The sequence below is a fragment of the Streptomyces sp. NPDC093546 genome, from assembly GCF_044765045.1.
Taxonomy (GTDB): Bacteria; Actinomycetota; Actinomycetes; order Streptomycetales; family Streptomycetaceae; genus Streptomyces.
Genome location: NZ_JBIWJG010000010.1, coordinates 234246 through 254429, shown reverse-complemented (window position 1 = coordinate 254429; position 20184 = coordinate 234246). Strand labels below are relative to the sequence as shown.

15 protein-coding genes and 2 pseudogenes are annotated in these 20184 nt (G+C 73.1%); 10 read left to right on the top strand and 7 right to left on the bottom strand.

Translation table 11 applies throughout. The features are described 5' to 3' along the window. Nucleotides 1-317 precede the first annotated feature (317 nt). On the top strand, nt 318-953 hold the full coding sequence (locus ACIRNI_RS22815; RefSeq protein ID WP_403553721.1) for a hypothetical protein: 636 nt from the start codon (nt 318-320) through the stop codon (nt 951-953). Here the strand turns inward: ACIRNI_RS22815 and ACIRNI_RS22810 are convergent. Continuing rightward, nucleotides 934-1686, bottom strand: coding sequence for a hypothetical protein (locus ACIRNI_RS22810; RefSeq protein WP_403553719.1), 753 nt, complete (start codon nt 1684-1686; stop codon nt 934-936). The genes ACIRNI_RS22815 and ACIRNI_RS22810 overlap by 20 nt on opposite strands. Before the next feature lie 402 nt (nt 1687-2088). Beyond that, nucleotides 2089-2744: pseudogene (locus tag ACIRNI_RS22805) on the bottom strand (Tn3 family transposase); the annotation flags it as partial. A gap of 1467 nt (nt 2745-4211) precedes the next feature. Between ACIRNI_RS22805 and ACIRNI_RS22800 the strand changes: the two are divergent. From ACIRNI_RS22800 to ACIRNI_RS22790, 3 genes are all read left to right on the top strand, one after another. Continuing rightward, complete coding sequence (locus ACIRNI_RS22800) at nt 4212-4412, top strand: hypothetical protein (protein WP_403553717.1); 201 nt, start codon at nt 4212-4214, stop codon at nt 4410-4412. 409 nt (nt 4413-4821) lie between these two features. Then, nucleotides 4822-5199 (top strand): phage holin family protein, encoded by a 378-nt coding sequence (locus ACIRNI_RS22795; RefSeq protein WP_403553715.1) that lies wholly within the window; start codon nt 4822-4824, stop codon nt 5197-5199. A gap of 364 nt (nt 5200-5563) precedes the next feature. Beyond that, a complete protein-coding gene (locus ACIRNI_RS22790; protein WP_403553713.1) occupies nt 5564-6418 on the top strand; it encodes a DMT family transporter in 855 nt (284 codons plus the stop codon). An 18-nt stretch (nt 6419-6436) separates the two neighbouring features. Here ACIRNI_RS22790 and ACIRNI_RS22785 read toward each other — a convergent pair whose 3' ends face one another. Both ACIRNI_RS22785 and ACIRNI_RS22780 read right to left on the bottom strand, forming a co-directional pair. Then, nucleotides 6437-6946 carry a hypothetical protein gene (locus ACIRNI_RS22785; protein ID WP_403553711.1) on the bottom strand — a complete coding sequence of 170 codons (510 nt, stop codon included), beginning with the start codon at nt 6944-6946 and terminating at the stop codon, nt 6437-6439. A 440-nt stretch (nt 6947-7386) separates the two neighbouring features. Further along, nucleotides 7387-8919 (bottom strand): annotated as a pseudogene (locus ACIRNI_RS22780) (glycerol-3-phosphate dehydrogenase/oxidase). Between ACIRNI_RS22780 and ACIRNI_RS22775 the strand changes: the two are divergent. From ACIRNI_RS22775 to ACIRNI_RS22765, 3 genes are all read left to right on the top strand, one after another. Further along, complete coding sequence (locus tag ACIRNI_RS22775; RefSeq protein ID WP_403553709.1) at nt 8896-9351, top strand: GGDEF domain-containing protein; 456 nt, start codon at nt 8896-8898, stop codon at nt 9349-9351. The pseudogene ACIRNI_RS22780 and the gene ACIRNI_RS22775 sit on opposite strands and share 24 nt — an antisense overlap. Before the next feature lie 315 nt (nt 9352-9666). Further along, nucleotides 9667-9792, top strand: coding sequence for a hypothetical protein (locus ACIRNI_RS22770; RefSeq protein WP_403553707.1), 126 nt, complete (start codon nt 9667-9669; stop codon nt 9790-9792). After that, nucleotides 9789-10064: a hypothetical protein gene (locus tag ACIRNI_RS22765; protein WP_403553705.1), complete on the top strand. Its 276-nt coding sequence runs from the start codon at nt 9789-9791 to the stop codon at nt 10062-10064. The genes ACIRNI_RS22770 and ACIRNI_RS22765 overlap by 4 nt, the downstream gene beginning before the upstream one ends. A gap of 237 nt (nt 10065-10301) precedes the next feature. Here the strand turns inward: ACIRNI_RS22765 and ACIRNI_RS22760 are convergent, their stop codons facing one another. Next, nucleotides 10302-16166, bottom strand: a complete 5865-nt coding sequence (locus tag ACIRNI_RS22760) for a type I polyketide synthase (protein WP_403553703.1) — start codon at nt 16164-16166, stop codon at nt 10302-10304. A 615-nt stretch (nt 16167-16781) separates the two neighbouring features. On the opposite strand from ACIRNI_RS22760, the gene ACIRNI_RS22755 reads away from it, so the two are divergent. Together ACIRNI_RS22755 and ACIRNI_RS22750 are read left to right on the top strand one after the other, a co-directional pair. Then, the gene (locus ACIRNI_RS22755) at nt 16782-17243 is read left to right on the top strand and encodes a hypothetical protein (RefSeq protein ID WP_403553701.1); all 462 of its coding nucleotides are present in this window, start codon (nt 16782-16784) and stop codon (nt 17241-17243) included. A 241-nt stretch (nt 17244-17484) separates the two neighbouring features. Beyond that, the gene (locus ACIRNI_RS22750; RefSeq protein ID WP_403553699.1) at nt 17485-18348 is read left to right on the top strand and encodes a hypothetical protein; all 864 of its coding nucleotides are present in this window, start codon (nt 17485-17487) and stop codon (nt 18346-18348) included. A 193-nt stretch (nt 18349-18541) separates the two neighbouring features. Here ACIRNI_RS22750 and ACIRNI_RS22745 read toward each other — a convergent pair whose 3' ends face one another. Then, on the bottom strand, nt 18542-18904 hold the full coding sequence (locus ACIRNI_RS22745) for a hypothetical protein (RefSeq protein ID WP_403553697.1): 363 nt from the start codon (nt 18902-18904) through the stop codon (nt 18542-18544). Between the two features lie 278 nt (nt 18905-19182). On the opposite strand from ACIRNI_RS22745, the gene ACIRNI_RS22740 reads away from it, so the two are divergent. Continuing rightward, the gene (locus ACIRNI_RS22740; protein WP_403553695.1) at nt 19183-19413 is read left to right on the top strand and encodes a hypothetical protein; all 231 of its coding nucleotides are present in this window, start codon (nt 19183-19185) and stop codon (nt 19411-19413) included. 166 nt (nt 19414-19579) lie between these two features. On the opposite strand, the gene ACIRNI_RS22735 is transcribed toward ACIRNI_RS22740, so the two are convergent. After that, nucleotides 19580-20149 (bottom strand): hypothetical protein, encoded by a 570-nt coding sequence (locus ACIRNI_RS22735; RefSeq protein ID WP_403553693.1) that lies wholly within the window; start codon nt 20147-20149, stop codon nt 19580-19582. Between the last annotated feature and the right edge of the window lie 35 nt (nt 20150-20184).

The window sequence follows — 20184 nt, the reverse complement described above, 5'->3', positions numbered from 1 at the left end:
GCCGGGTCCGTCTGGCGCGGTCGCGCGGCCTGGTGGTGCGCTTCGAGGGCGGGGAGGTAGCCCTCGGGCGAGGTGCGTCGCTGTACGACGGAGGGCGCGGTCGGCTGCGGGTGCGGGCTGGCGGCCGTGGTTGTGGGGTCGGCCTTCGCCGGTGTGGGCGGAAGGATGTGCAGGGTGCGGATGTTCGCCTTTGGCACCCGCTCGTTGGCCGCCGCCATCAGCTTGGACGCGCTCCAGCGGAGCTTCGTGCCGTACGCGGGAGCGGCGGAGGCGACGTCCAGGCGGCCGGTGTCCGCGTCGAGCGCCACAGCCTGGACGTGACCGGCGAGCTCCGGCGCGGCCGCGGCGACGACGTCGCCGAACTGGGCGAGGACGCGGTCGCCGACGGCCGGGGCGACCATGCCGCGCTCGGTCATCATCATGCCGATCGCCGCGCCGAGCCCGAGAGGCTCGTGGCCGTCACGGCGTACGACCGCGCCGGTGCGCCGCTTCGGTTCCTTGCGGCGGCTGCCGTTCTTCTTCGCCGCTTCCCGGGCTGCGACCAGGGCCTGGCGGGCGAGGTCGATGCCGCTGAGCTCGGTGGTCACGCGATCACCGCCCCGGCCGTGTGGCCGTCCAGAAGGCGCGCGGCGAGCTCGGGCAGCCGGTCCGTCCACGGCGCGGCCGCGGCCTGCTTGGTCCGCGCCGCCTGCTGCTCGCGCAGCTGCTCCAGCCGCACCGCGAGCAGGTGCTTGGCAGTGCGCTCCCGGGCGGCCTCCGCCTTCTGCGTCGCGGCGGCGACCTTCCTCGGCAGCCTCCGGGCCGGTCGTCTCCAGGGCGGCCGGGTCGGCGATCTTCAAGAACTTCTCCCACTCGGTGGCGATGTCGCGCTTGATGGTCCGGCGGACCTCGGCGGTGACGGCGGCGACGTCGCCCGCGGCCTGTTACCAGAGCTCAGTGGCCCATGGCAGTGAGCTTGTCCCGCAATGACTTCAATTCCTTCGAAACGGTGACGTTGGGGATCTTCGCTAGGCGGTCCGCCACGGCGGCATTCTTATCCAGGCAGGCGGGGTCGTTGATGTTCTCAATGATCCATGTGTCCCCCTTGGGGTAGAACTCTCCGTCGCCACCTGCATCGACAAGGGCGATGGGGCCGACAGCCGTCTTGGTCCCGTCATGCTCGAAGACGATGTCTACCACCCCGTACCAGGCCGGTCCCCACCCGACCGTTTCCGGCCCCATCGTCAGGGTCAGGCGGTCGACCTTGTTGTCCTCGACGAGGAAGCTGATGTCCTTCGACTTCTCGTACGGCGTCTTCGGCAGCTCGTACGGCATCGGGAAGTCGTAGTTCATAGAGACCGCCAGCTCTCCGCCCGTCACGTGGCAGCCAGGCAGTTGTCCGGCTTCGCGGAGCCGTAGCGTCGCCTTCGTGATCAGGGAGGGTCCCGGTGCCCGGTTCTCGAAGGTCACGTCCACGCGCGGCCCGTGCGGACCCTTCTCCTTGTCGGGCTCGGCACCGTCGATCCCGTTCTCGATATAGGCAGCGACACGCGAAACTTTGAGCTTGGGCTGGCGTTCAGTCTCTGCCGCAGCGGCGCTTGCCTGGACCTCTCCGCTCTTTGCTTGTGAGCGCCCGCTGTCGGAGGAGTCGTTGCTGTAGTAGATGAAGAGGGGGACACCCACGACTGTGGCGGCTGCGGCGACCATGGCGATGATGTTGGGGGTGTGCCGCCAGCGCGAACTCGGATCGCTGCTAGTGACCGGTGTGCCGGTGGCCGGCGGTGCGGCTGGACCACCAGCGGATGTCGACGGAGTCGCCGACGGAGTCGCCGGTCCTGACACCGTTCCTGGTGTAGGCGTGGTTGGGGGAACTGTTGTGGGCTGCGGAGCAGAGGCAGGTGTGCCTTGCCCACCTGGCACGGTCCCGGGTAACTGGGCACCTGCCCCAGTGCTCGCGGGGCTTCCGTCCGCACTTCCGTCGGTGCTGCCTGAAGGGTTCGGCATGTGTTTCCCCCAACCAGTTGGTGGCCCAAGTCCTAGTTCTCCGAAGAAGATTATTGAGGATCTCGTGCACTGATCGGAAACCTCTAAGCCCTCTGCTCTCTGGTGTTACTCGTCGTCCCTCACATCTGGGTCGCGCAGGGGCCGCATTCCGTCGGGCAGGTCGGGGAGCTGGAAGGAGTACCGGCCGAGCATGTTGACGTGGTGGCGGACGAACAGGGAGAGGCGGGCCACGTCCTCCTCGCGGACGTCGAAACCGTCGGCGCGAAGCTGGGTGACGGCGACGTCCATGTAGCGGGTGTGGAAAAGCACCAGGCCGAGGGCGCCGATCTGGTCCTCCACGCCATCCTGGTACCGCTGGTACAGCTGCCCTGCCCGGCCGTGGGAGATCTTCCTCGCGAGGGCTTGCCGGCCCTCCTGGAGGTTGGCCTGCACCTTGATCTGCCGCCGGTAGCCGGGCTCGTAGGCGAGCCGCAGGATGTGCAGGGCCTTTGCGATCCGCCCGTAGTGGGCGATCGCGTCGCCGAGCGGGGTGGGACGCCCGCCGCGCGAGAGCGTCCGAATCACGCCGTAGGCGCGGACGGCTCCGGTAGGGAAGGAGCCGATGATCCGCAGGATGTCCTCCCAGTGCCGTTCGATCCGGGCGGGGCGATCCGGCCGCGGGCCGCGTCCTGGAAGGCGCCGTAGTCGGCGGCGCGGTCGATGCGCCACGTGTTCTGGTTCGGCAGGTCTGCCAGCTGCGGCGCGTACGCGAACCCAGCCAGAGCCGCCGCCACGATCGCCCTGCCCCGGCGAAGACGCGGCGGCGCGTTTCCAGCAGGCGTGCCACACCCCGTATTTGCGGAGGCCCGGCGGGTGTACAAGACCGAGCAGGGCCGCCCCTGGTTCCAGCACCACCCGCGCGGCGACGGTTGGATGCACGACGAGCGCGTCACCTCGGGCGCGCCGCCGACGGCCGGGCCGGATGCTGCACGGCGCACTAGAGCGCCGTACGACGGTGACACACGAGCCCCGGCGTGGAGGCGGTCCGGGCTCGACTGGCTGCTGCGGCGGCACACGGGCGGTGCGGTGCACTGGCGCGCTGGTCGACATCCGCGGGCTACTGGCTCCAGGTTCGCGGGCGCCACAAGGAGCGGTCGCCTGTCTGGCCGCCACCGTACGGCCATCGGGAGGCGACCCAGGGGAGCAGAGCACCGGGGGCAAGACAGTGCTGCACGCGGTGGCCGGCAACCCGCACTTGACCGCTGACATGGTGGCCCGCCTGCACAACAGCGCGGACCCGTTCGTGCGCATCACGGTGGCCTGCAGTCGCCATGTGACCCCCGAGGCCCGGGACCGGCTGCTCGCGTTGGTGGAGGCCGAGGACGCGGCGGGCAGCACCGACGCCGCAATCGCCCTCCACTTGTCGTCCTGCCAGCCGAGCTGGCTGCGGGACGCACCGCTCGCCGAACGGCTCACGCACCTGGACAGCCCGCACGCGGTGTTCCGGCGCGTACTGGCGACGTGCCGGGACCTGCCGGAGGAGGCCTGGCGCGACAGCCGGCACTTCGACGGCCGGCAGCTCCGCCCCTGCGCGCTGCGCGACAAGCCCACGCCTCTGCGCTCCCACTACGGGGAGCCAGCACACAAGGCGTGCGCCGAAAACTGGATCGCCGCGAACCCCGCTGAGGCCCGTCTCGGCCGGTTCCCCTCCGACGTCCAGCCCCAGGCGCCAGCGCGACGACGACCTCGTCTGACCCTCCAACAGGAGGCCCCTCATCAGCAGCAACCGCAACGTCGACCACGCCCTCGCCTACCCCGAGCCGCCCGCCTCCCCACTGTGGCACCGCCACGGCGTGCAGGCCCGGCCGCTCACCGACGCACAGCGCCAGCGCAACCGCGAGCTCCTGGAGCTCGCGCAGCACACCCACCGACCCCACTCCCCTCGCCCACCCAGACCCTGGCGGAGGCCAGCTGATACACACCAAGCACTACGCCGTCGACGGCTGGGTCGACGCGATCCCCACCCCCGGCCCGCACGGCACCGCCACCTTCGACCTGATCATCCGACCCGCCGACATCGACACGCTCGACGAGGACGCCCCGACACGGTCGTCACCTGCACCAGCGCAGACCCCCGCATCACCACGCTGGTCCTCACCAACATCCAGCTCGGTGATCTGCTCCGCGTCATCGGCACCCTGGTCCAGCCCGACGACCCCGCCGCGCCCGGCCGGCTCACCGTCGACGCGTTGGAGGTCCTGGCCGCCGCACCGATCCTGGAATCTCGCGAGCTGGTCTTCGATCGGTACGGGCCGTACGTCGTCATCTTCAACGCCGACGGCGCCGCCGTGCCCGTCTTTCTCGCGTCCGGTGAGTGGGTTGGCGAGGCGACGAGCGCCGACCTCATCGGCCCGCTGATCGACGCCTTCGAGAACGGCGGCGCCCGATGAGGCCCGCCGTTCCCGCACAGCGCACCATCCTTCAGCGGTTCCCCGTCGGCCAGCCTTGCGGCTCGCGGCCGCCGACGAGTGCGCCGCCGTTCCAGGGCGCCCAGGGCGTTGCTGCCCGCGTCGTGATGGATCTCGCCAGCGACCAGTTCCTCGTGGTCAACGACACCCGCCCCCACTAGCACCCACCACCGCGAGCGCCGCGCCCGGGCCTTCCCGACCGAGCGCGGCGCTCGCCTTCGTCTGACCAGCCGATGGCCGGGGACCCGTTCGTACGTCCGCACGGGGCGCCACCCGTGCGGACGTGCGTACGCCCCGAGCGCGGCCCCGGCGCGGCCCCGGTCCGGTCGGGCGCCGCCGCGGCGGGCGCGAACGGCGGTGTGCCCGGGCCCGCACCGGGTACCAGCGCGTCATGAGGCAGTCGGCCGAGGACGTTCACACCATGGTCCGGGAGGACACCACGGTCCGCGAGGACATCGACACCGCGCGGGACGAGGCGGCACTCGGCCTGTCGGAGGCGCGCCACGGCGTCGTGGCGCTGGCAGCCGGCGGGGCGTGCGGGCTGCTCGCCCTGCTGTCGGCCCACTCGACGCTGGTGCGCGGACTGGAACGGGTCTGGGCGACCGAGAAGGTCACGGGCGCGCTCACCGTCGTCTACGCGTCGGGCGCCTCCGTCCTGGTCCACTACGGGGCCAAGCGCATGCGCGTGGCCCGCGCCGCCTCCCGTGAGGCACTGCACTCCTCGGTGGACGTGGTCCGCCACGTGGTCGACGAGCTCAAGGACGCCTGACCACCGGACCCCGCCCCGCGGGTCCTTCACGAGTCCCGGCCGCTGGACCCCGCCGCGGGCCCATGGCCTGGGACCGGCCTCGGTCGGGCGCTGCTCCGCCGGGCTCATCGCCGAGAGCCGGCCTAGGTCGGGCGCCGCCCTGCCGGGCCCCATCGCCAGGAACCGGCCTGCCGGGCCGCCGGGGCGGGTCCCCATCGCCGGACCCGCCCGCCGGAGCCGCGCCGCCGGGACCTTCAAGGGGCAGACCGCGCCCCGCCGGGCGCCCCCGCCCGCCCCGTTCGGCGGGCCGTAACGATGGCACCCGACCGGCCGGACACGGCCGTGTCGGCGCCGTCCGCACCGTTTGCGCGGCGAGGATCGGCGGATGGGCGTCCTCCTCCCCACCCTCTTCGCGCTGTGCGCGGCGACCGCCAACGCGGTCGCCACCGTCCTGCAGCGCCGTGCCACGCTGACCGTCCCCCAGACGCAAGGCTTCCGCCCGGGCATGCTGATCGACCTGCTCCGCAAGCCCCTCTGGCTGGCCGGCATCCTGGCCGTGATCGTCGCCGGTGTGGGCCAGGCCGCCGCCCTGGCGACCGGCCCACTCGCCCTCGTACAGCCGCTGTTCATCCTGGAGCTGCCGCTCGCCCTGCTGTTCGGGTCCCTGGCGGACCGTCAGCGGCTGCCGCCGCGCCAGTGGGCGGCCGTGGCCGCCGTGGTCGCCGGGCTCGTCGTCGCCATGCTCGCCGCCTCACCCGAGGGCAACCGCACCCACGTGCCCCTGGACCGGTGGGTGATCACCCTGGCGGTGTGCGCCGCTGTCGTCCTCCTGCTGACGGCCACCGCGCTGCGCAGACCCCCGGGCATGGCCCGCGCCGGATGCCTCGGTGCGGCCACCGCGGTCTGCTACGCGCTGACGGCCTCGCTGATGAAGACGTCCATGCACATCCTCGACGACGAGGGCGTCACCGCCTTCTTCACCACCTGGCACACCTACGCCTTCGCCGTGTGCGGGATCTGCGCACTGCTGCTGCTGGAACACGCTCTTCAGGGTGGGCCGCTGGTGGCGTCGCAGCCGGCCCTCACCCTCGGCGACGCGACCGTCAGCCTGGCGCTGGGCGTGCTGCTCTACGAAGAGCACCTGCGCGGCCACTGGTGGCTGGTGCCGGAGGTGCTCGGTGTCGGCCTCGTGGTGGTCGGCGTGTTCGCCCTGGCGCGGGCCGAGAGCGCCCGCGAGTGACGGGGCCGGCCGGGCCGATCAGCCGTCCTCGTCCAGCGCCGCCAGCAGGGCCCGGGCCTCGGTGTGCGCCCGCTCCACGTCGACGTCGTCGCAGATGACCTCCAGGCCGAGGGCCGTCATGTGCGGGGTTCCGGGGAAGTCGACGTACGACTGGTAGGCGAAGTAGGCGCGCATCCCGTCGTCGGGATCGCGCCCGACGCTCAGCGTCGCGAAGCGCTCCTCCTCGGCCGGCCCCGAGACCAGCGTGCGCGTGCTGCTCTCGCTCAGGTGGAGCTCGCGCTCGTAGCGGACGGGTGCCGTCGGCAGATCCAGCACCGCGCGGGCGAACTCCCGCGCGTGCGCCGCGTCGTCGAAGGCCAGCAGTTCACTGAAGACGGGCAGCCCGGCGAGGAGCAGCCAGCGCCGGTGCCCGTCCCCCTCCGGCGGCTCGTACGCGACCGACAGCACCGCCGACCCCTGCTCCGCCGGCCGGTGCGGCCACCCGGTCGTGTGCGGCCACGTGTACGTGAAGACCTGCTCGAACCACATGCCCCGCCCTCCCCCGAAGCGGCCCCTACGAGCCATTCGTCGTGAAGCCTAGGCGGTCGCACCGACAATCGTCTCGGAACGGTGCCCCGGCGGCGTGAAGCGGTCCCTGCCGACGCGTCAGCCCCGCCGCGCGGGGTACGCGCGGAGCGTGACACGACAACACCACCAAACGAACGACGACATGAATCGAAGGCACTGATGAATCACCTCGTGACCGCTTCCCAAGACGCTTCGGCCGCACCCGCCTGGCTGCACCTGACGGTGATGGCCGTGGCCGTGCTGATCCTCTTCTACAGCCTCGCCCGGCGCAGCAACTGAGCGGCGCACAGCACTGACCCGCACGACACCGGACCGGCGCGGCAACGGCCAGCGCCGCGACCGACCAGCACCGCGACCGACCGGCTTGCGACCCGCCGGCGCCGCGACCGGCGCCCGCCGTCCTACGGGGCGTGCTGAGCCAGCCGGCCGCCCTCCTCCTGGCACAGCGCCTCACGGGCCGCGCCCAGCGCCGCCGCCCGGTCGTACGGCACCACACCGCTCCGGGTGCGCCGGTCGAGCAGGTCGCCCTCGTCGAGGGCGCCCTCGTGGCGTACCGCTCAGACGAGTTCCGCCACCGTGACCGGGTGGCCCGGCACCACGGGGCGCGCCATCTCCGGATCCCGCAGGTCCAGGGCGTGCACGGCAGGCGCCTCGGTGCCGTAGCGGCGGACGAGCCTGCGGGGGACGTCCAGCGCGGCGAGCCTGCCGGGGGAGGCGCCCCCGACCAGCGGCAGGGCGACCGTGCGGCACGGCCCCGCCACGAGGCCGTGCGCCGCGACGGCCGTGTCCAACGCGTCCTGTGCCATGCGCCGGTACGTGGTCAGTTTGCCGCCCACCACGGTCACGGCACCCTCCCGGTTCGTCAGCACGGCGCGCCTGCGGGACATGTCGGCCGTATGGGACGAACCGGACGGGTCCGAGGCATCGAGCAGCGGGCGCAGCCCGGCGAAGGCCCCGATAACGTCGGCCCTGCCCAGGGAGACGTCGAGGGCCGAGCTGAGCACGTCGAGCAGAAAGCCGATGTCCGTCTCCGGGGCCTCGGGCACGTCCGGGACGTCGCCGTCGACCGGCTCGTCCGTCAGCCCCACGTACACCCGGCCGTCGCCCTGCAGCAGCACCAGGACGAAGCGGTTCGACTCGCCGGGGATGGGGATGTGCTGGCCCGCGGTGAGCGAGCCGAGGTCCTCGGAGCGGAGCACCAGGTGGGTGCCCCAGGAGGGCCGCAGCCGTATGTCGTCGATCAGGCCGCCGGCCCAGACGCCGGTGGCGTTGACGACGGCGCGGGCCCGGATCCGGGTCTCCTCGCCGGTGAGTTCGTCCCGCACCCGTGAGCCGCCGCCGTCCAGCGCCAGCGCGTGCGTGCGGGTCAGGATCCGGGCGCCGTGCGCCGCGGCGGTACGGGCCAGGGCCGTCACCAGCCGGGCGTCGTCGCTCAGCCGGCCGTCCCAGGAGAGCAGACCCCCGCGCAGGCCGGCGGACCGGAGCACCGGCGCCATGTGCCGGGTCTCGACGGGCGACAGGGCGCGGGGTGCCGGCAGGGTGGCGCGCGAGGTGCGCGCCGAGGCGCGCAGCAGGTCGCCGGCGCGCAGTCCGGCCCGGGCCCGGGCCGCCTGCGAGCGGGAGACCAGCGGGGTGAGCGGGAGGACGAACGGCTGGACGGCGACCAGGTGCGGCGCGGTGCGTACCATCAGCACGTCCCGCTCCACGGCGCTCTCGTGAGCGGCGTCCAGCTGTCCGGAGGCGAGGTAGCGCAGCCCGCCGTTGATGAGCTTGGAGCTCCACCGGCAGGTGCCGAAGGCCAGGTCGTGGGCGTCAATCGCGGCGACCGTCAGGCCCCGGGAGGCGGCGTCGAGGGCGACGCCCGCGCCCGCCGCCTCCTGGCCCGCCACGGCGACGACACGACCGTGGTCATGGTCGACGCCGACAGGTTCAATGAAGTCAACGACCGGCTCGGGCACGCGGCGGGCGACACCGTCCTCGCATCGGTCGCGGCCCGCCTCACGGCCTGGGCGGGCCCACGCGCCGCGGTCGGTCGGCTCGGAGGCGATGAGTTCGCCGTCGTCCTGGAGCTGCCCGCCACCCACCGCGCGCTCCGCCTGGAGCAGCTGGTCCGGATGCTGCACACGCCGGTCACCCTGGACGACGGCCGCACCGTCGACGTCGCCGCCTCGGTCGGCGCCGCCACCCCTGACGCCGTCGGTTCCCGCGACCTGTCCGCGTTGCAGCGGGCCGCCAACGCCGCCCTGTACGACGGCAAGCACTCGGGCCGGGCGGTCCTGGCGAGTGCCGCGCACGCCACCGTGCCGTCCGTCAACGGGCGCCGTGCGGGCAGGCCGGGCACCGCGATCTTGGGGCGAGCCGCATGAGCCAGCCCACCGTGCCCGAGGGCGACTGGATCCGGTGCATCAGCATCAGGCAGCCCTGGGCCGTCTGCATCCTGACCGGGAAGCAGACCGTGGAGAACAGGCCCCAGCCGTCCTGGCGGCCGGGCCGGGTACTGCTGCACGCGGCCAAGCAGATCGACCGGGCCGCCCTGCGCGAGCCGCTGGTCGCCCGCACGATCCGCGGCCGTGACCTGGTGACAGGCGCCGTGGTCGGCATCGCCCGCATCACCGACTCCCACCAGAACCCCGCCGGAGCCCCGTCCTGTTCCGCTCGATCGGGATGGGCAGCGCGAGCTCGTGGACGTCGTCGAGGACCCGGTGCCAGACGCCGGGCTGCGCCCAGGGGGGCAGCCCGGCCCGTGGCGGCTGTCGCCGGACCTGGTCACGCAGGTGCTCCAGCAGTTGCCCCACCTGCGGCCGTGACCCGCAAACGAGGCAAGCCGCTGTTCGAGCCGGGCCTGGTTCCGGCTCGAGGCGATCTCCTCGAATGGCGCGACAGCCGGCACTGCGACGGCCGGCAGCTCCGCCCCTGCGCGCTGTGCGACAAGCCCACGCCTCTGCGCTCCCACTACGGGGAGCCAGCACACAAGGCCTGCGCCGAAAACTGGATCGCCGCGAACCCCGCTGAGGCCCGCCTCGGCCGGTTCCCCTCCGACGTCCAGCCCAAGCGCCGGCGCGACGACGACCACGTCTGACCCCTCCCCCAGGAGGCCCCTCATCAGCAGCAACCGCAACGTCGACCACGCCCTCGCCTACCCCGAGCCGCCCGCCTCCCCACTGTGGCACCGCCACGGTACGAAGGCCCCCAACTTCGATGGCAAACGATCCAACTTCGATGTCAGAGGACACGGGGATTGCGTACGGGAATTGCCTTATGGCAGCGGATCCGTCCGCCTCGGCGGGATCCGTCAGCGCGGAGCCATCGGACAAGCTCAAGTCGTCGACCGTCCCTTCCGCAGCCAGGTGTGCAGCGCGCGGGCGGTGTCGGCGGCGTACTCGGTCATCATCGTCTGGTGGTTCCCCGGCACCCGCACGATGTCGTGGTCGAAGTCCCAGGTGCGGACGGGCCCTTCAGCGACCGGGCCTTCCTCGCCCTGACCGCCGGGTGGGGTGGGCGGCGCGTCCGCGGCGGCCGCGGCGAGAAGCACTGGCGTCGCGAGTGTCTCGGGCAGCCAGCCGTCGAACAGGTCCACGTACGCTCCCTGGGCGGTCACCTGGTCCTCGGTCATCAGGGCGAACGCCTGATCGTTGACGACGATCCCCTGGAGCTGCCGCGAGACGTAATCCTCCGGCACGGTGTCCGTCGGGAGCCACGTGTCGAGCAGCAGCAGCGCCCGCGGCGGTACGCCCTGGGCCTCCAGCCGGGCGGCGACCGCCTGTGCCAGCCAGCCTCCGGAGGAGTATCCGGCCAGGGCGAACGGGCTCCCCCCGAGCCGCCGCATCACCGTGTCGGCCTGGAGGTCGACGACCAGGTCGCGGTCGGCCGGCAGGGGTTCGCCGTCGCCGAATCCTGGGAGGGGGAGCGCGAACACGTCGTGCAGGCCGTGCAGGTGCAGGGCGAGCCGCGCGAAGTTGTGGGGCCCGGACGGGGCGACCATCGGCGGCAGGCACACCAGGGCGGGGGACGACGGACCGGAAGCGAGCCGGACCATCCGCCGGCTCGCGCCGAACCCGGCGGCATCGTGGCACACCGGCCGCAGTTTCGCGGCGGCCCGCAGCACCCCGACGCCTTCCCTGAGCATCCCGGAGCTGGCCGCCCGGCGGTAGACCTCGCGTACGCCCGCCGCGCCGGCGGGCGCCGGGAGGCGCGGGTCCGCCGGGGTGAGGTCGGCCGGGGTGGTTCCCGTCGAGGCCGTGGCCATCGACACCTCGGTGAGGTGGCGGGCGAGGCCGGCCACGGTCGGATGGTCGAAAGCCACCGACGTGGGCAGGGTGAGGCCCGTCGCCGAGGTCAGGCGCCGGCTCAGCTCCACGGACGCCAGTGAGTCGAACCCGAGCTCCAGGAAGCGCCGTGCGGGGTCGACGTCCTCCGCCGAGGGGTGGCCGAGGACCTCCGCCGCCTGCGCGCGGATCAAGGCCAGCGCCGCCCGGCCTCGGTCAGCGTCCGGGAGGCCGGTCAGACGTACGGCGGGGCCGGGAGACGCGTCCTCCCGGGCATCGGGGGCGCCGGGTGCCTTGTCGCCACGGGTGGGAGAGGTGTCGCGCAGCGCGTCGAAGAGCCGGGTCTCCCGGCGGGCCGTGAACGACGGCAGGAAGCGGTCCCAGTCGACGTCGGCGACGGTCAGCCCGGTGTCGCCGGCCGCGACGGCCCGCCACAGCTCCTCCGTCGCCCGGTCGGGGGCCATGGGCAGCAGCCCTCCCCTGCGCACGACGTCCCGCACGGAACGCTCGGTCCCCATCCCCGCCTCCGCCCACGGGCCCCACGCCACCGCGGTCGCGTTGAGCCCGCGGGCGGCCCGGTGCCGGGCGAGGGCGTCGAGGAACGCGTTGCCCGCGGCGTAGGCCGCCTGCCCGGTGGAGCCCCAGGTCGCGGCGACGGAGGAGAACAGCACGAAGGCGTCCAGCGGCGCATCCGCCAGGAGTGCGTCGAAGTGGGCGGCGCCTGCGGCTTTCCCGGCCAGCACACCGGCGAAGTCCGCCAGTGCCGTCTCCGTCAGCGGCGCGACGCGGCCGGCGACCCCGGCCGCGTGGACCACGGCCGTCAGCGGCTCGTCGCCCGGCAGCGCGGTCAGGAGGGCGGCGACCTGCTCCCGGTCCGCGACGTCGCAGGCCCTGACCAGCACGTCACACCCCGTCGCTCGCAGCTCATCCGCCAGCTGCCGCGCACCGGGCGTGTCCATGCCCCGACGGCTGGTCAGCACCAGCCGCCGGGCGCCGTTGCGGGCGAGCCACCGGGCGCACCGGGCGCCCAGCGCGCCCGTACCACCGGTGATGAGCACGGTGCCCCGCGGACGCCACCGCGCCGGTTGCGCCCGGCGCGGCTGCGCCCTCTCCAGGCGGCGCGCGTACAGCCCGGATGCGCGGACCGCCAGCTGGTCCTCCCCTCGTGGCAGCGTCAGCGCGGCGGCGAGCCGCATCGACGCCTGGTCGTCGAGGGTGGCGGGGAGATCGACGAGGCCGCCCCAGCCGTGCGGTCGTTCCAGAGCCAGGGTGCGGCCCAGGCCCCAGAGCATCGCCTGCGCGGGCTCGGCAGGGCTTTCGGTGGCGTCGACCGCCACCGCGCCGCGGGTGGCACACCACAGGGGTGCGGGGACGTCCAGGTCGGCCAGCGCCTGTGCGAGGCAGACGGTGAGGGTGAGGCCGTCGCCGAGGGGGGCGGTGCGTGAAGTGGTGTCCAGGCCGAGCAACGAGAGGAAACCCGCGAGGTCTTCCCGGCCGGGCAACCGCCGGCGCAGGAGTTCCGTGAGTCCGGCCCGGTCGGCGTCGCCGGAGCCCAGCCTGATCGGCAGGGCCCTGCCGCCGGTGCGCTCGATGGCCCGGGACAGCCGGAACTCCGTCTCCCCGTCAACGCCCGCGGCGGGCAGCAGCAACGGCCACACCCCGGTCACGGAACGGTGGCCGGTCGCCGGTGGAGCGTCGTGGTGCCGCCACGCCTCGCGATAGCGCCACCCCGCCGACCGGTCCGGTCCGCCGCTCCGGCGGCGCTGCGCCGGCACCGATCGGTTCTGCCGGTCGAGCCAGTACCGCTTGCGCTGGAAGGCGTACGTCGGCAACTCGACATGGGTGGCCCCGCGCCCCTCGAACGGCGCCCGCCAGTCGACGTCCAGGCCCTGGACGTGCAGCTCGGCCAGAGCCGCCGGCAGTGTCCGGTCCTCGGCGCGGCCCTTCCTGGTGGCTGCCGTCGCGACCGCCTGGTCCGCGCCCTGGGGAAGGCAGGCCGGGACCATCGCGGTGAGCACGGCGTCGGGGCCGAGCTCCAGGTAGCCGGTGACGCCGTCGTCGTGCAGGCGGCGGACGGCGTCCAGAAACCGGACGGGCCGGCGGACGTGGGCGACCCAGTACTCGGGCGAGGTGAGTTGCTCCGCGGTGGCCGGCTCCCCGAAGAGGTGGGAGACCACCGGCACGGTGGGCGGGTGGTACGCGAGGTCCTCGGCCACGGCGCGCAGCTCGTCGAGGGCGTGGTCCATGTGGGGCGAGTGGAAGGCGTGGCTGACGGGCAGCCGTGTGGTCCTGCGGCCCCGTGCCTCCCACGCGGCGGCGACGCGGCCGACCGCGTCCGCGTCGCCCGCGACGACGATGGCCGCGGGGCCGTTGACCGCCGCGACGGTGACCCGGTCCCCCAGCCCCTCCAGGGAGCGGAGCACCTCCTCCTCGGCCGCTTCGACCGCCGTCATGGCGCCGCCGGGCGGACAGGCCTGCATGGACCTGCCGCGCGCGGCGACGAACGCGCACGCGTCAGCCAGCGACCACACCCCGGCGATGTGAGCGGCCGTCAGCTCGCCGACGGAGTGGCCGGCCAGCGCGACGGGCCGCACTCCCCAGGCCTCCACGAGCCGGTACAGGGCGGTCTCGAACGCGAACAGCGCGGGCTGGGCGTACTCGGTCCGGTGCAGCAGTTCCGCGTCGGCCGAGCGGTCGGGCGCGAACATCACCTCCCGCAAGGGCCGTTCGAGGTGGGGCGCCATGTGCAGGCATACCTCGTCCAGGGCGCGCGCGAAGACGGGGTGGGTGGCGTACAGCCGCCGTCCCATCCCGTTGCGCTGGCTGCCCTGGCCGGTGAAGAGCACGGCCACCGGTAGGCCGTCCATCCCGGGCCGTACACGGCCGGTGACCAGTCCGGGCGCCGACCGGCCCTGAGCCAGTGCCTCCACGGCGCCCAGCAGTTCCGCCCGGTCGCGCACGGTGGCGACCGCGCGGTGCTCGAACCGGGTGCGGCCCGCGAGGGTGAACGCGGTATCCAGGGGCGTTAGTTCCGGGCGGGCGGCCAGGTACGCGGCGAGGCGGCCCGCCTGCTCGCGTACGGCCGCCGCCGTACGGCCCGACAGTACGACGGGAACGGCGGAGACAGCGGGGACGGCGGCGTCCGTAGCCGTAGCCGTAGCCGTAGCCGTAGCCGTGGCCGTGGCCGTGGCCGTGGCCGTGGCCACGATGGCGGTGGAGTCGCCGCCCGCACCGGACGCCGGGTCTTCTCCCCCAGCCGGTGCGTCCTCGGGCGCCTCCTCGATGATGGCGTGGGCGTTGGTGCCGCTCACCCCGAACGCCGACACCGCCGCCCGGCGCGGGCTGTCCGCGCGCGGCGGCCAAGGCACCGGTTCCGGGAGCAGCTGCACGTGCCCGGCCGACCAGTCGACATGTGGTGACGGCTCGGCGACGTGGAGAGTGCGCGGCAGCACCCCGTGGCGCATCGCCATGATCATCTTGACCACCCCGGCGACGCCGGCGGCGGCCTGAGCGTGTCCGATGTTCGACTTCAGCGAGCCGAGGTGGAGCGGCCGGCCGGCGGGCCGGTCCCTGCCGTAGGCGGCGATGATCGCCCGCGCCTCGATCGGGTCGCCCAGCGCGGTCCCGGTGCCGTGTGCCTCGACCGCGTCGACGTCCGCCGCCCGCAGACCCGCGTTGGCCAGTGCCCGGCGGATCAGCCGTTCCTGCGCGGGTCCGCTGGGCGCGGTCAGCCCGTTGCTCGCGCCGTCCTGGTTGACGGCGGTGCCGCGCAGTACCGCCAGGACCCGGTGTCCCCGCCGTCGCGCCGCGTCGAGCCGTTCCAGCACCACCACGGCCGCCCCCTCGGCCCACCCGGTCCCGTCCGCGGAGGCCGAGAACGCCTTGCACCGCCCGTCCGGCGCCAGCGCCCGCTTCCGGCTGAATTCCGACAGCATGCCCGGCGTCGACATCACGGTCACACCGCCGGCGAGCGCCAGGTCGCAGTCGCCCGCCCGGAGCGCCTGTCCGGCCAGGTGCAGCGCCACCAGCGACGCGGAGCACTGCGTCTCGACGGTGAGCGCCGGCCCCTCGAAGCCGAAGGTGTAGGCGATCCGGCCGGAAACCACGCCCAGCGCGTTGCCGGTGAGCATCTGGCCCTGCGCCTCCGGTGGGGCCTCGTGCCAAGCCGGTCCGTAGTCCTGGAGGGAGACTCCGGCGAAGACCCCGGTCCGGCTGCCGCGCAGCGCGCGCGGCTCGATGCCCGCGCGTTCCATGGCCTCCCAGGAGGTTTCGAGCATCAGCCGCTGCTGTGGGTCGAGTGCCACCGCCTCCCGGGGGCCGATCCCGAAGAAGTCGGGGTCGAAGCGGTCGACACCCCTGAGGAACCCGCCGTGGCGGGTGTAGGTGGTGCCCGGCGACCGGGGGTCCGTGTCGTACAGCGCTTCCAGGTCCCAACCGCGGTCCTCGGGCAGTCCTCCGATGGCGTCCCTCCCCTCGGCGACCAGCCGCCACAGCTCCTCGGGGGAGTCCGCGCCCCCGGGCAGGCGGCACGCGAGACCGACCACCGCGAGCGGCTCCTGAACCGCGGGGGCGGGGTCGATGGCCTCCCACAGCGGCGGGCGTTCGTCGCCCTTTCCGGACGGCCCGAGGAGTGCGGACCGCAGGTGGCCCGCCAGGGCCTGGGGCGTCGGGTGGTCGAAGAACAGGGTGACGGGCAGCCGCACCCCCGTGACCTCGCAAAGATCGGCGCGCAGCCGCTCCGCCACCTCCCGGTACACGCCCAGCCGCCGCCAGGGGGACGTCATCTCGACGGACCGGTCGGTGACGCCCGTCACTGCCGACAGCCGCGCCCGAACCAGATCGCGCAGGGCCAGGTGCTGCTCCGGCTCAGGAAGGCGACTCAGCCTGTCACTCCACGGGGTGGTGTCGTGTTGCACCAAGGGTCCGTGCGCATTCGCCACGCTTCACTTCCCATGTTCCGTACTTCCCATGTTCCGTCGCCACCGCGCCCGCCCCCGCCGTCCGCTCCTGCCGGAGCCCCTCGGCGCGGACGGGCCCGCCACTGTGGGGAGCCGTGTCGGTTAGGTTCAACGGCACAGCCTTCACCGCGTCACGCTTTCGGCGGTACTGCCGTGGTCCGGACCCGCGTCACATCGGTGATCGCTGGAGGGCAGGGCCGAAGGGGCAGAGGTTCCGGACGGCTTGCGCATGCGGTCACCATCCAGGGCGAGCGGCAGGTACAGGGGCGCGCCCGCACGGACGGTACGGCGGTGGCGGTAGGGCGGTGGTACGGCTCCTCCGGGCGCGAGGCCGGGGCCGTCGAGCCGGCGCCCTCGGGGCGGTCTCTTCGGGGCGTGCCTTGGGACTCGCAGGCGGGCGACGTGGGGAGCGGAGGACGTGGCGCACCGGGGGCCCTTTGTGCCATCACCCTGCGGCCGGGCGCCCGGGCCCGACGTCGGCCGTATGCCTCTCACTCGCCGCCACCCACTCGGCCCATGTGATCGACGGCTATAGGCTCGTTGCTGCGACTGCCTCGTGACCAGGAGGAGGGCATGGCCGAGTTGGTGCAGGAGCAGCTGTTGGACGTCGAGGTCGCCTATCGGGGCTTTGGCTTCGAGGAGTCCGACGACAGTGCGGTCCCCCTGCCGTTCGGAGACGGCTACGAGTGGGGCGTGTTCCTGAAGCAGCATGAGCGCCGCTTCGACGTCTTCAGCGGCGGACATACCCACACCGCCGCGGTGACCGTCCGGGTCTGGGACGGTGAGCCCGACGTCGCGCAGGATGGCTGGGACGAGCAGGGCGAAGTCGACTTCGAAACGACGACCGGGGACGTCGCCGTGTGGGCCGCGGCTCTTGGCCGGTCCGACCACCTGATCCGCCTGGGCCGGCCGGGATGGTGGAGGGTGCGGGTGGGATGCGCGGGACGGGCCGAGGTCGAGCGGGTGACACGCATCGAGGGTGTCGCGTACGGGGTGGAGAAGTATGTGATCGATTTCTGGCCGAAGGCGGTGTGAGGGCCGCAGCCGGCACGGCTGTGTGAGCTCGCGCCGGCCGGGGCCCGCCCGCTGGGTGGTGAATACGCCGAAAGTGGCGCCGTCCTTGTCGGCGGGGGTGCCGACGCCAGTGGAGTCGCGCAAGGGGGTGACCACGGCCCCCGCCCCGGCCCGGTCGGCACGCCGTCACTCTCTGGGCACCGGAACCTCGAAGCGCCGAAATCGGATGGCCGACAGTCTCCCCCGCGGTCATCCTGACCCGATGGGAGACAGAGCCAACGTCGTCGTGGTCCGCGAGAACCGCACACATGAGCTGTACCGGACCGGCTGGGCGGTCGGCATCGACCTCGATCTCTTGGAAGGGCCGACGCCGGTGCTCGCCATGCTTTCCGGACTCCGCCAGGACGGCTGGTGGTTGGACGAGACCATGGCCCAGGGCGGGATACTGCTCGACCTCGGCCGGAAGGTGCTCCTGTTCTTCGCTTGGGAGGGCCCCAGCACCGAGCTCCGCCACCGCGCGGCCATGTTCGAGCTGATCCGAGCCGCGTGGCCGGGCTGGGAGGTCCGCTGGCTGTACGACGGCTCGGCCGAACTGCGTGAGTACGTCGGGCTGGACCCGGAGTACGTCCGCTGCCGCGATACGCCCCTCTCTTTGGCCCCGTTCCTCGCCCCGGACGACGAGGACTTGGCCGGGCCCGACCCAGGCGGTGTGGTGATCACGGTCGGCACCAACCGCTGCCACGTCGCCTCTGACGCCTTCGACCACCCCGTCCGCGAGGGCGCCGCCCTGCTCGGGCGCCTGGCAGACGCCCCTGGGCACGGAGGCTGCCGCCTCCACGTCAACTCCGGCATCCACATCGACCCGGAACGCCGCCAGCTGGGCTGGTGGACGCTGTACTCCTCGCCGCAGGCTTACCGCGTACCAGAGCTGTGGCCGGGCTGGACGGTGGAGTTCTGGCAGGACGACTGGCAACGGCACGTCAGAACCAGCGACCGCTTCTCTCCGGCGGCCTTCGACGCCGGAGAGGAAGCCAGAGCCGCGGTGCTCGCCGAGGCCGGGGAGCGCCGGGCCGCCCGGGCCCGTAACCGCGCGCAGGTCACCGGCCCGCGGACCTCACCGGCTTGATCCCAGGCGGGGATGGCCGCAATCGGCCTGATCATGGATCACTGGCCGACGCCACGCGTAGCAGCTCGGTAGTCGGCGGGCACGAGTCACGGTTCTCGTAGGTCGGCAGCGTTCTGTTCACCGCTGTTGGCGGGTTCCGCTCGCGACGGAGGGCGGTCGGCGAGCCCCTCTGGGGCCCGCCGACTTCTTCGCATCACCTGTAGATCGCGATGGGCGTTCCGCAGGACCACGAACCGGCCCAGGAGCAGGCGGTGATGGAGCCGGACAGGAACGTCCCCGGGAAGGGGTACGTGAGGGTGCCCGGTATCCACTTCTTCGTGCCGTTCGCCGCCTCGACGACCCGCGAGTTGGTCGACCCCTCGGTCGTGTTGATCTTGAGGTAGACAGCGGAAGATCCGGAGTAGGAGCCCAGGTCCGTCAGGCTTCCATTGATCTTCACGCCCGTGCTGCCGACGTAGTAGGAGCCGGTGAACCTGGCATCGCGTGCGGAGGCGTCGACGCCGGCAGCATGTGCGGAGCTGCTGGCCGCGAAGGCGAGCAGTCCGGCAGAGGCCACTACGGCGGATGATTTGGCTATTCGGGACAGCCGAGACATGAGGGGATCCTTCCAGTAGCAGAGAGTGGGCGTCACGGAGATATCCGGCGACGCCTGGCAGCCTGTACCAGGCACTGCCGCCTCACAACGGTTTGACCTGTCCGGGACAGGAACGGGACAGGCTCGGACAGCCTGTCCCGCTCTGCGATGCCGGTGGTCGCCCGCACCTTCCGTGAGCACCCGCCAGCTACCGACAGTCACAGGAAGGAGAGAGTTCTCCCCTCCGTGCAGGAGCCGACTTGCCCGGCACCTCGCTGCTCACCCTGATGACCCCGCACGCGGCCATCAGCGCTGCCGACCACCTCCGGGCCGTCCAAGCCGACGACGTCGACGCCGCCCGCGAGTTCGCCGGTGCCGAACCACGGATGCCCGAGCTGCTCGTCCAGCTCGTCGACCGGCACCGCCGCACCGCACCGGCGCGCCACGGCCGAGCGGGCTCCTCGCTCACACACCCCTTGACCACGGCCTGACCGGCGGCCCGAATGTGCCGCAGCGAGAGGGGAACGTGCCGGGAGCCGTACCTGGTCAAGAGGGGGCGGCGGACGCACAGTCGCGACCCCGCGCGGGACGGCGCCGGGATGCGGTTCCGGCTCAAGCCGCGGCGCGTCGCGGGCTCACACGGTCACGTTGGAGCCGTCAGGGGGATGGCAAGGCCCGCACGTGGTCGGGCGAGAGGTGCAGCTCATACGGCAGGCAGCAGTCGGAGCAGAGGGTCGCGACCAGTGTCCCGCAGGCGCAGACCTGGTTCAGTCCCCCGTCGGGAGTCGCTCCGCAGCATGCGGCGGAGGCGTGCCGCGTCGTCAACCCGCGGCAGTCGTCCGGGTTCACGACGATGTTGCCTCGCGGCCCCCGCGAGACCAGTGGCCGCCCGTCGATGTCGTAGTGCGTTCCGTGCCGTGGCATCACCGGGCCGGGTGTCTCGGCGACGACGAGAGGCGGGCCGTACGGTTCCGTCTCGATCGCGTAGCAGCCGGACGGCACGGTGGCCGGCGACGGCCCCATTTCCTCCGCGTCCCACCAGGCGTGGTCGGGAGCCTCGGGCACCGCCGGCAGACGCTTCAGCGGCCCCGTAAGCACAGCGCCGCAGGCAGCGCACGCGAACACGGTCAACTGCGCGGTCCGCTCGACCATGGTGGCGTCGGGCACGGCGGTCTGCTCGCTGTGCAGCTGGGCACGGGCCCCATCCTGATGGCGCTGATCTTCCATGGAGGGACCGTAACGAAACGCGCCGATCGACCCGC

Excerpts from the sequence above, each read along its gene's own strand:
- ACIRNI_RS22810 (WP_403553719.1), bottom strand. The coding sequence starts at position 1,686 with ATGGTCGCCGCAGCCGCCACAGTCGTGGGTGTCCCCCTCTTCATCTAC.
- ACIRNI_RS22795 (WP_403553715.1), top strand. The coding sequence starts at position 4,822 with ATGAGGCAGTCGGCCGAGGACGTTCACACCATGGTCCGGGAGGACACC.
- ACIRNI_RS22790 (WP_403553713.1), top strand. The coding sequence starts at position 5,564 with ATGGGCGTCCTCCTCCCCACCCTCTTCGCGCTGTGCGCGGCGACCGCC.
- ACIRNI_RS22785 (WP_403553711.1), bottom strand. The coding sequence starts at position 6,946 with ATGTGGTTCGAGCAGGTCTTCACGTACACGTGGCCGCACACGACCGGG.
- ACIRNI_RS22775 (WP_403553709.1), top strand. The coding sequence starts at position 8,896 with ATGGTCGACGCCGACAGGTTCAATGAAGTCAACGACCGGCTCGGGCAC.
- ACIRNI_RS22755 (WP_403553701.1), top strand. The coding sequence starts at position 16,782 with ATGGCCGAGTTGGTGCAGGAGCAGCTGTTGGACGTCGAGGTCGCCTAT.
- ACIRNI_RS22750 (WP_403553699.1), top strand. The coding sequence starts at position 17,485 with ATGGGAGACAGAGCCAACGTCGTCGTGGTCCGCGAGAACCGCACACAT.
- ACIRNI_RS22735 (WP_403553693.1), bottom strand. The coding sequence starts at position 20,149 with ATGGAAGATCAGCGCCATCAGGATGGGGCCCGTGCCCAGCTGCACAGC.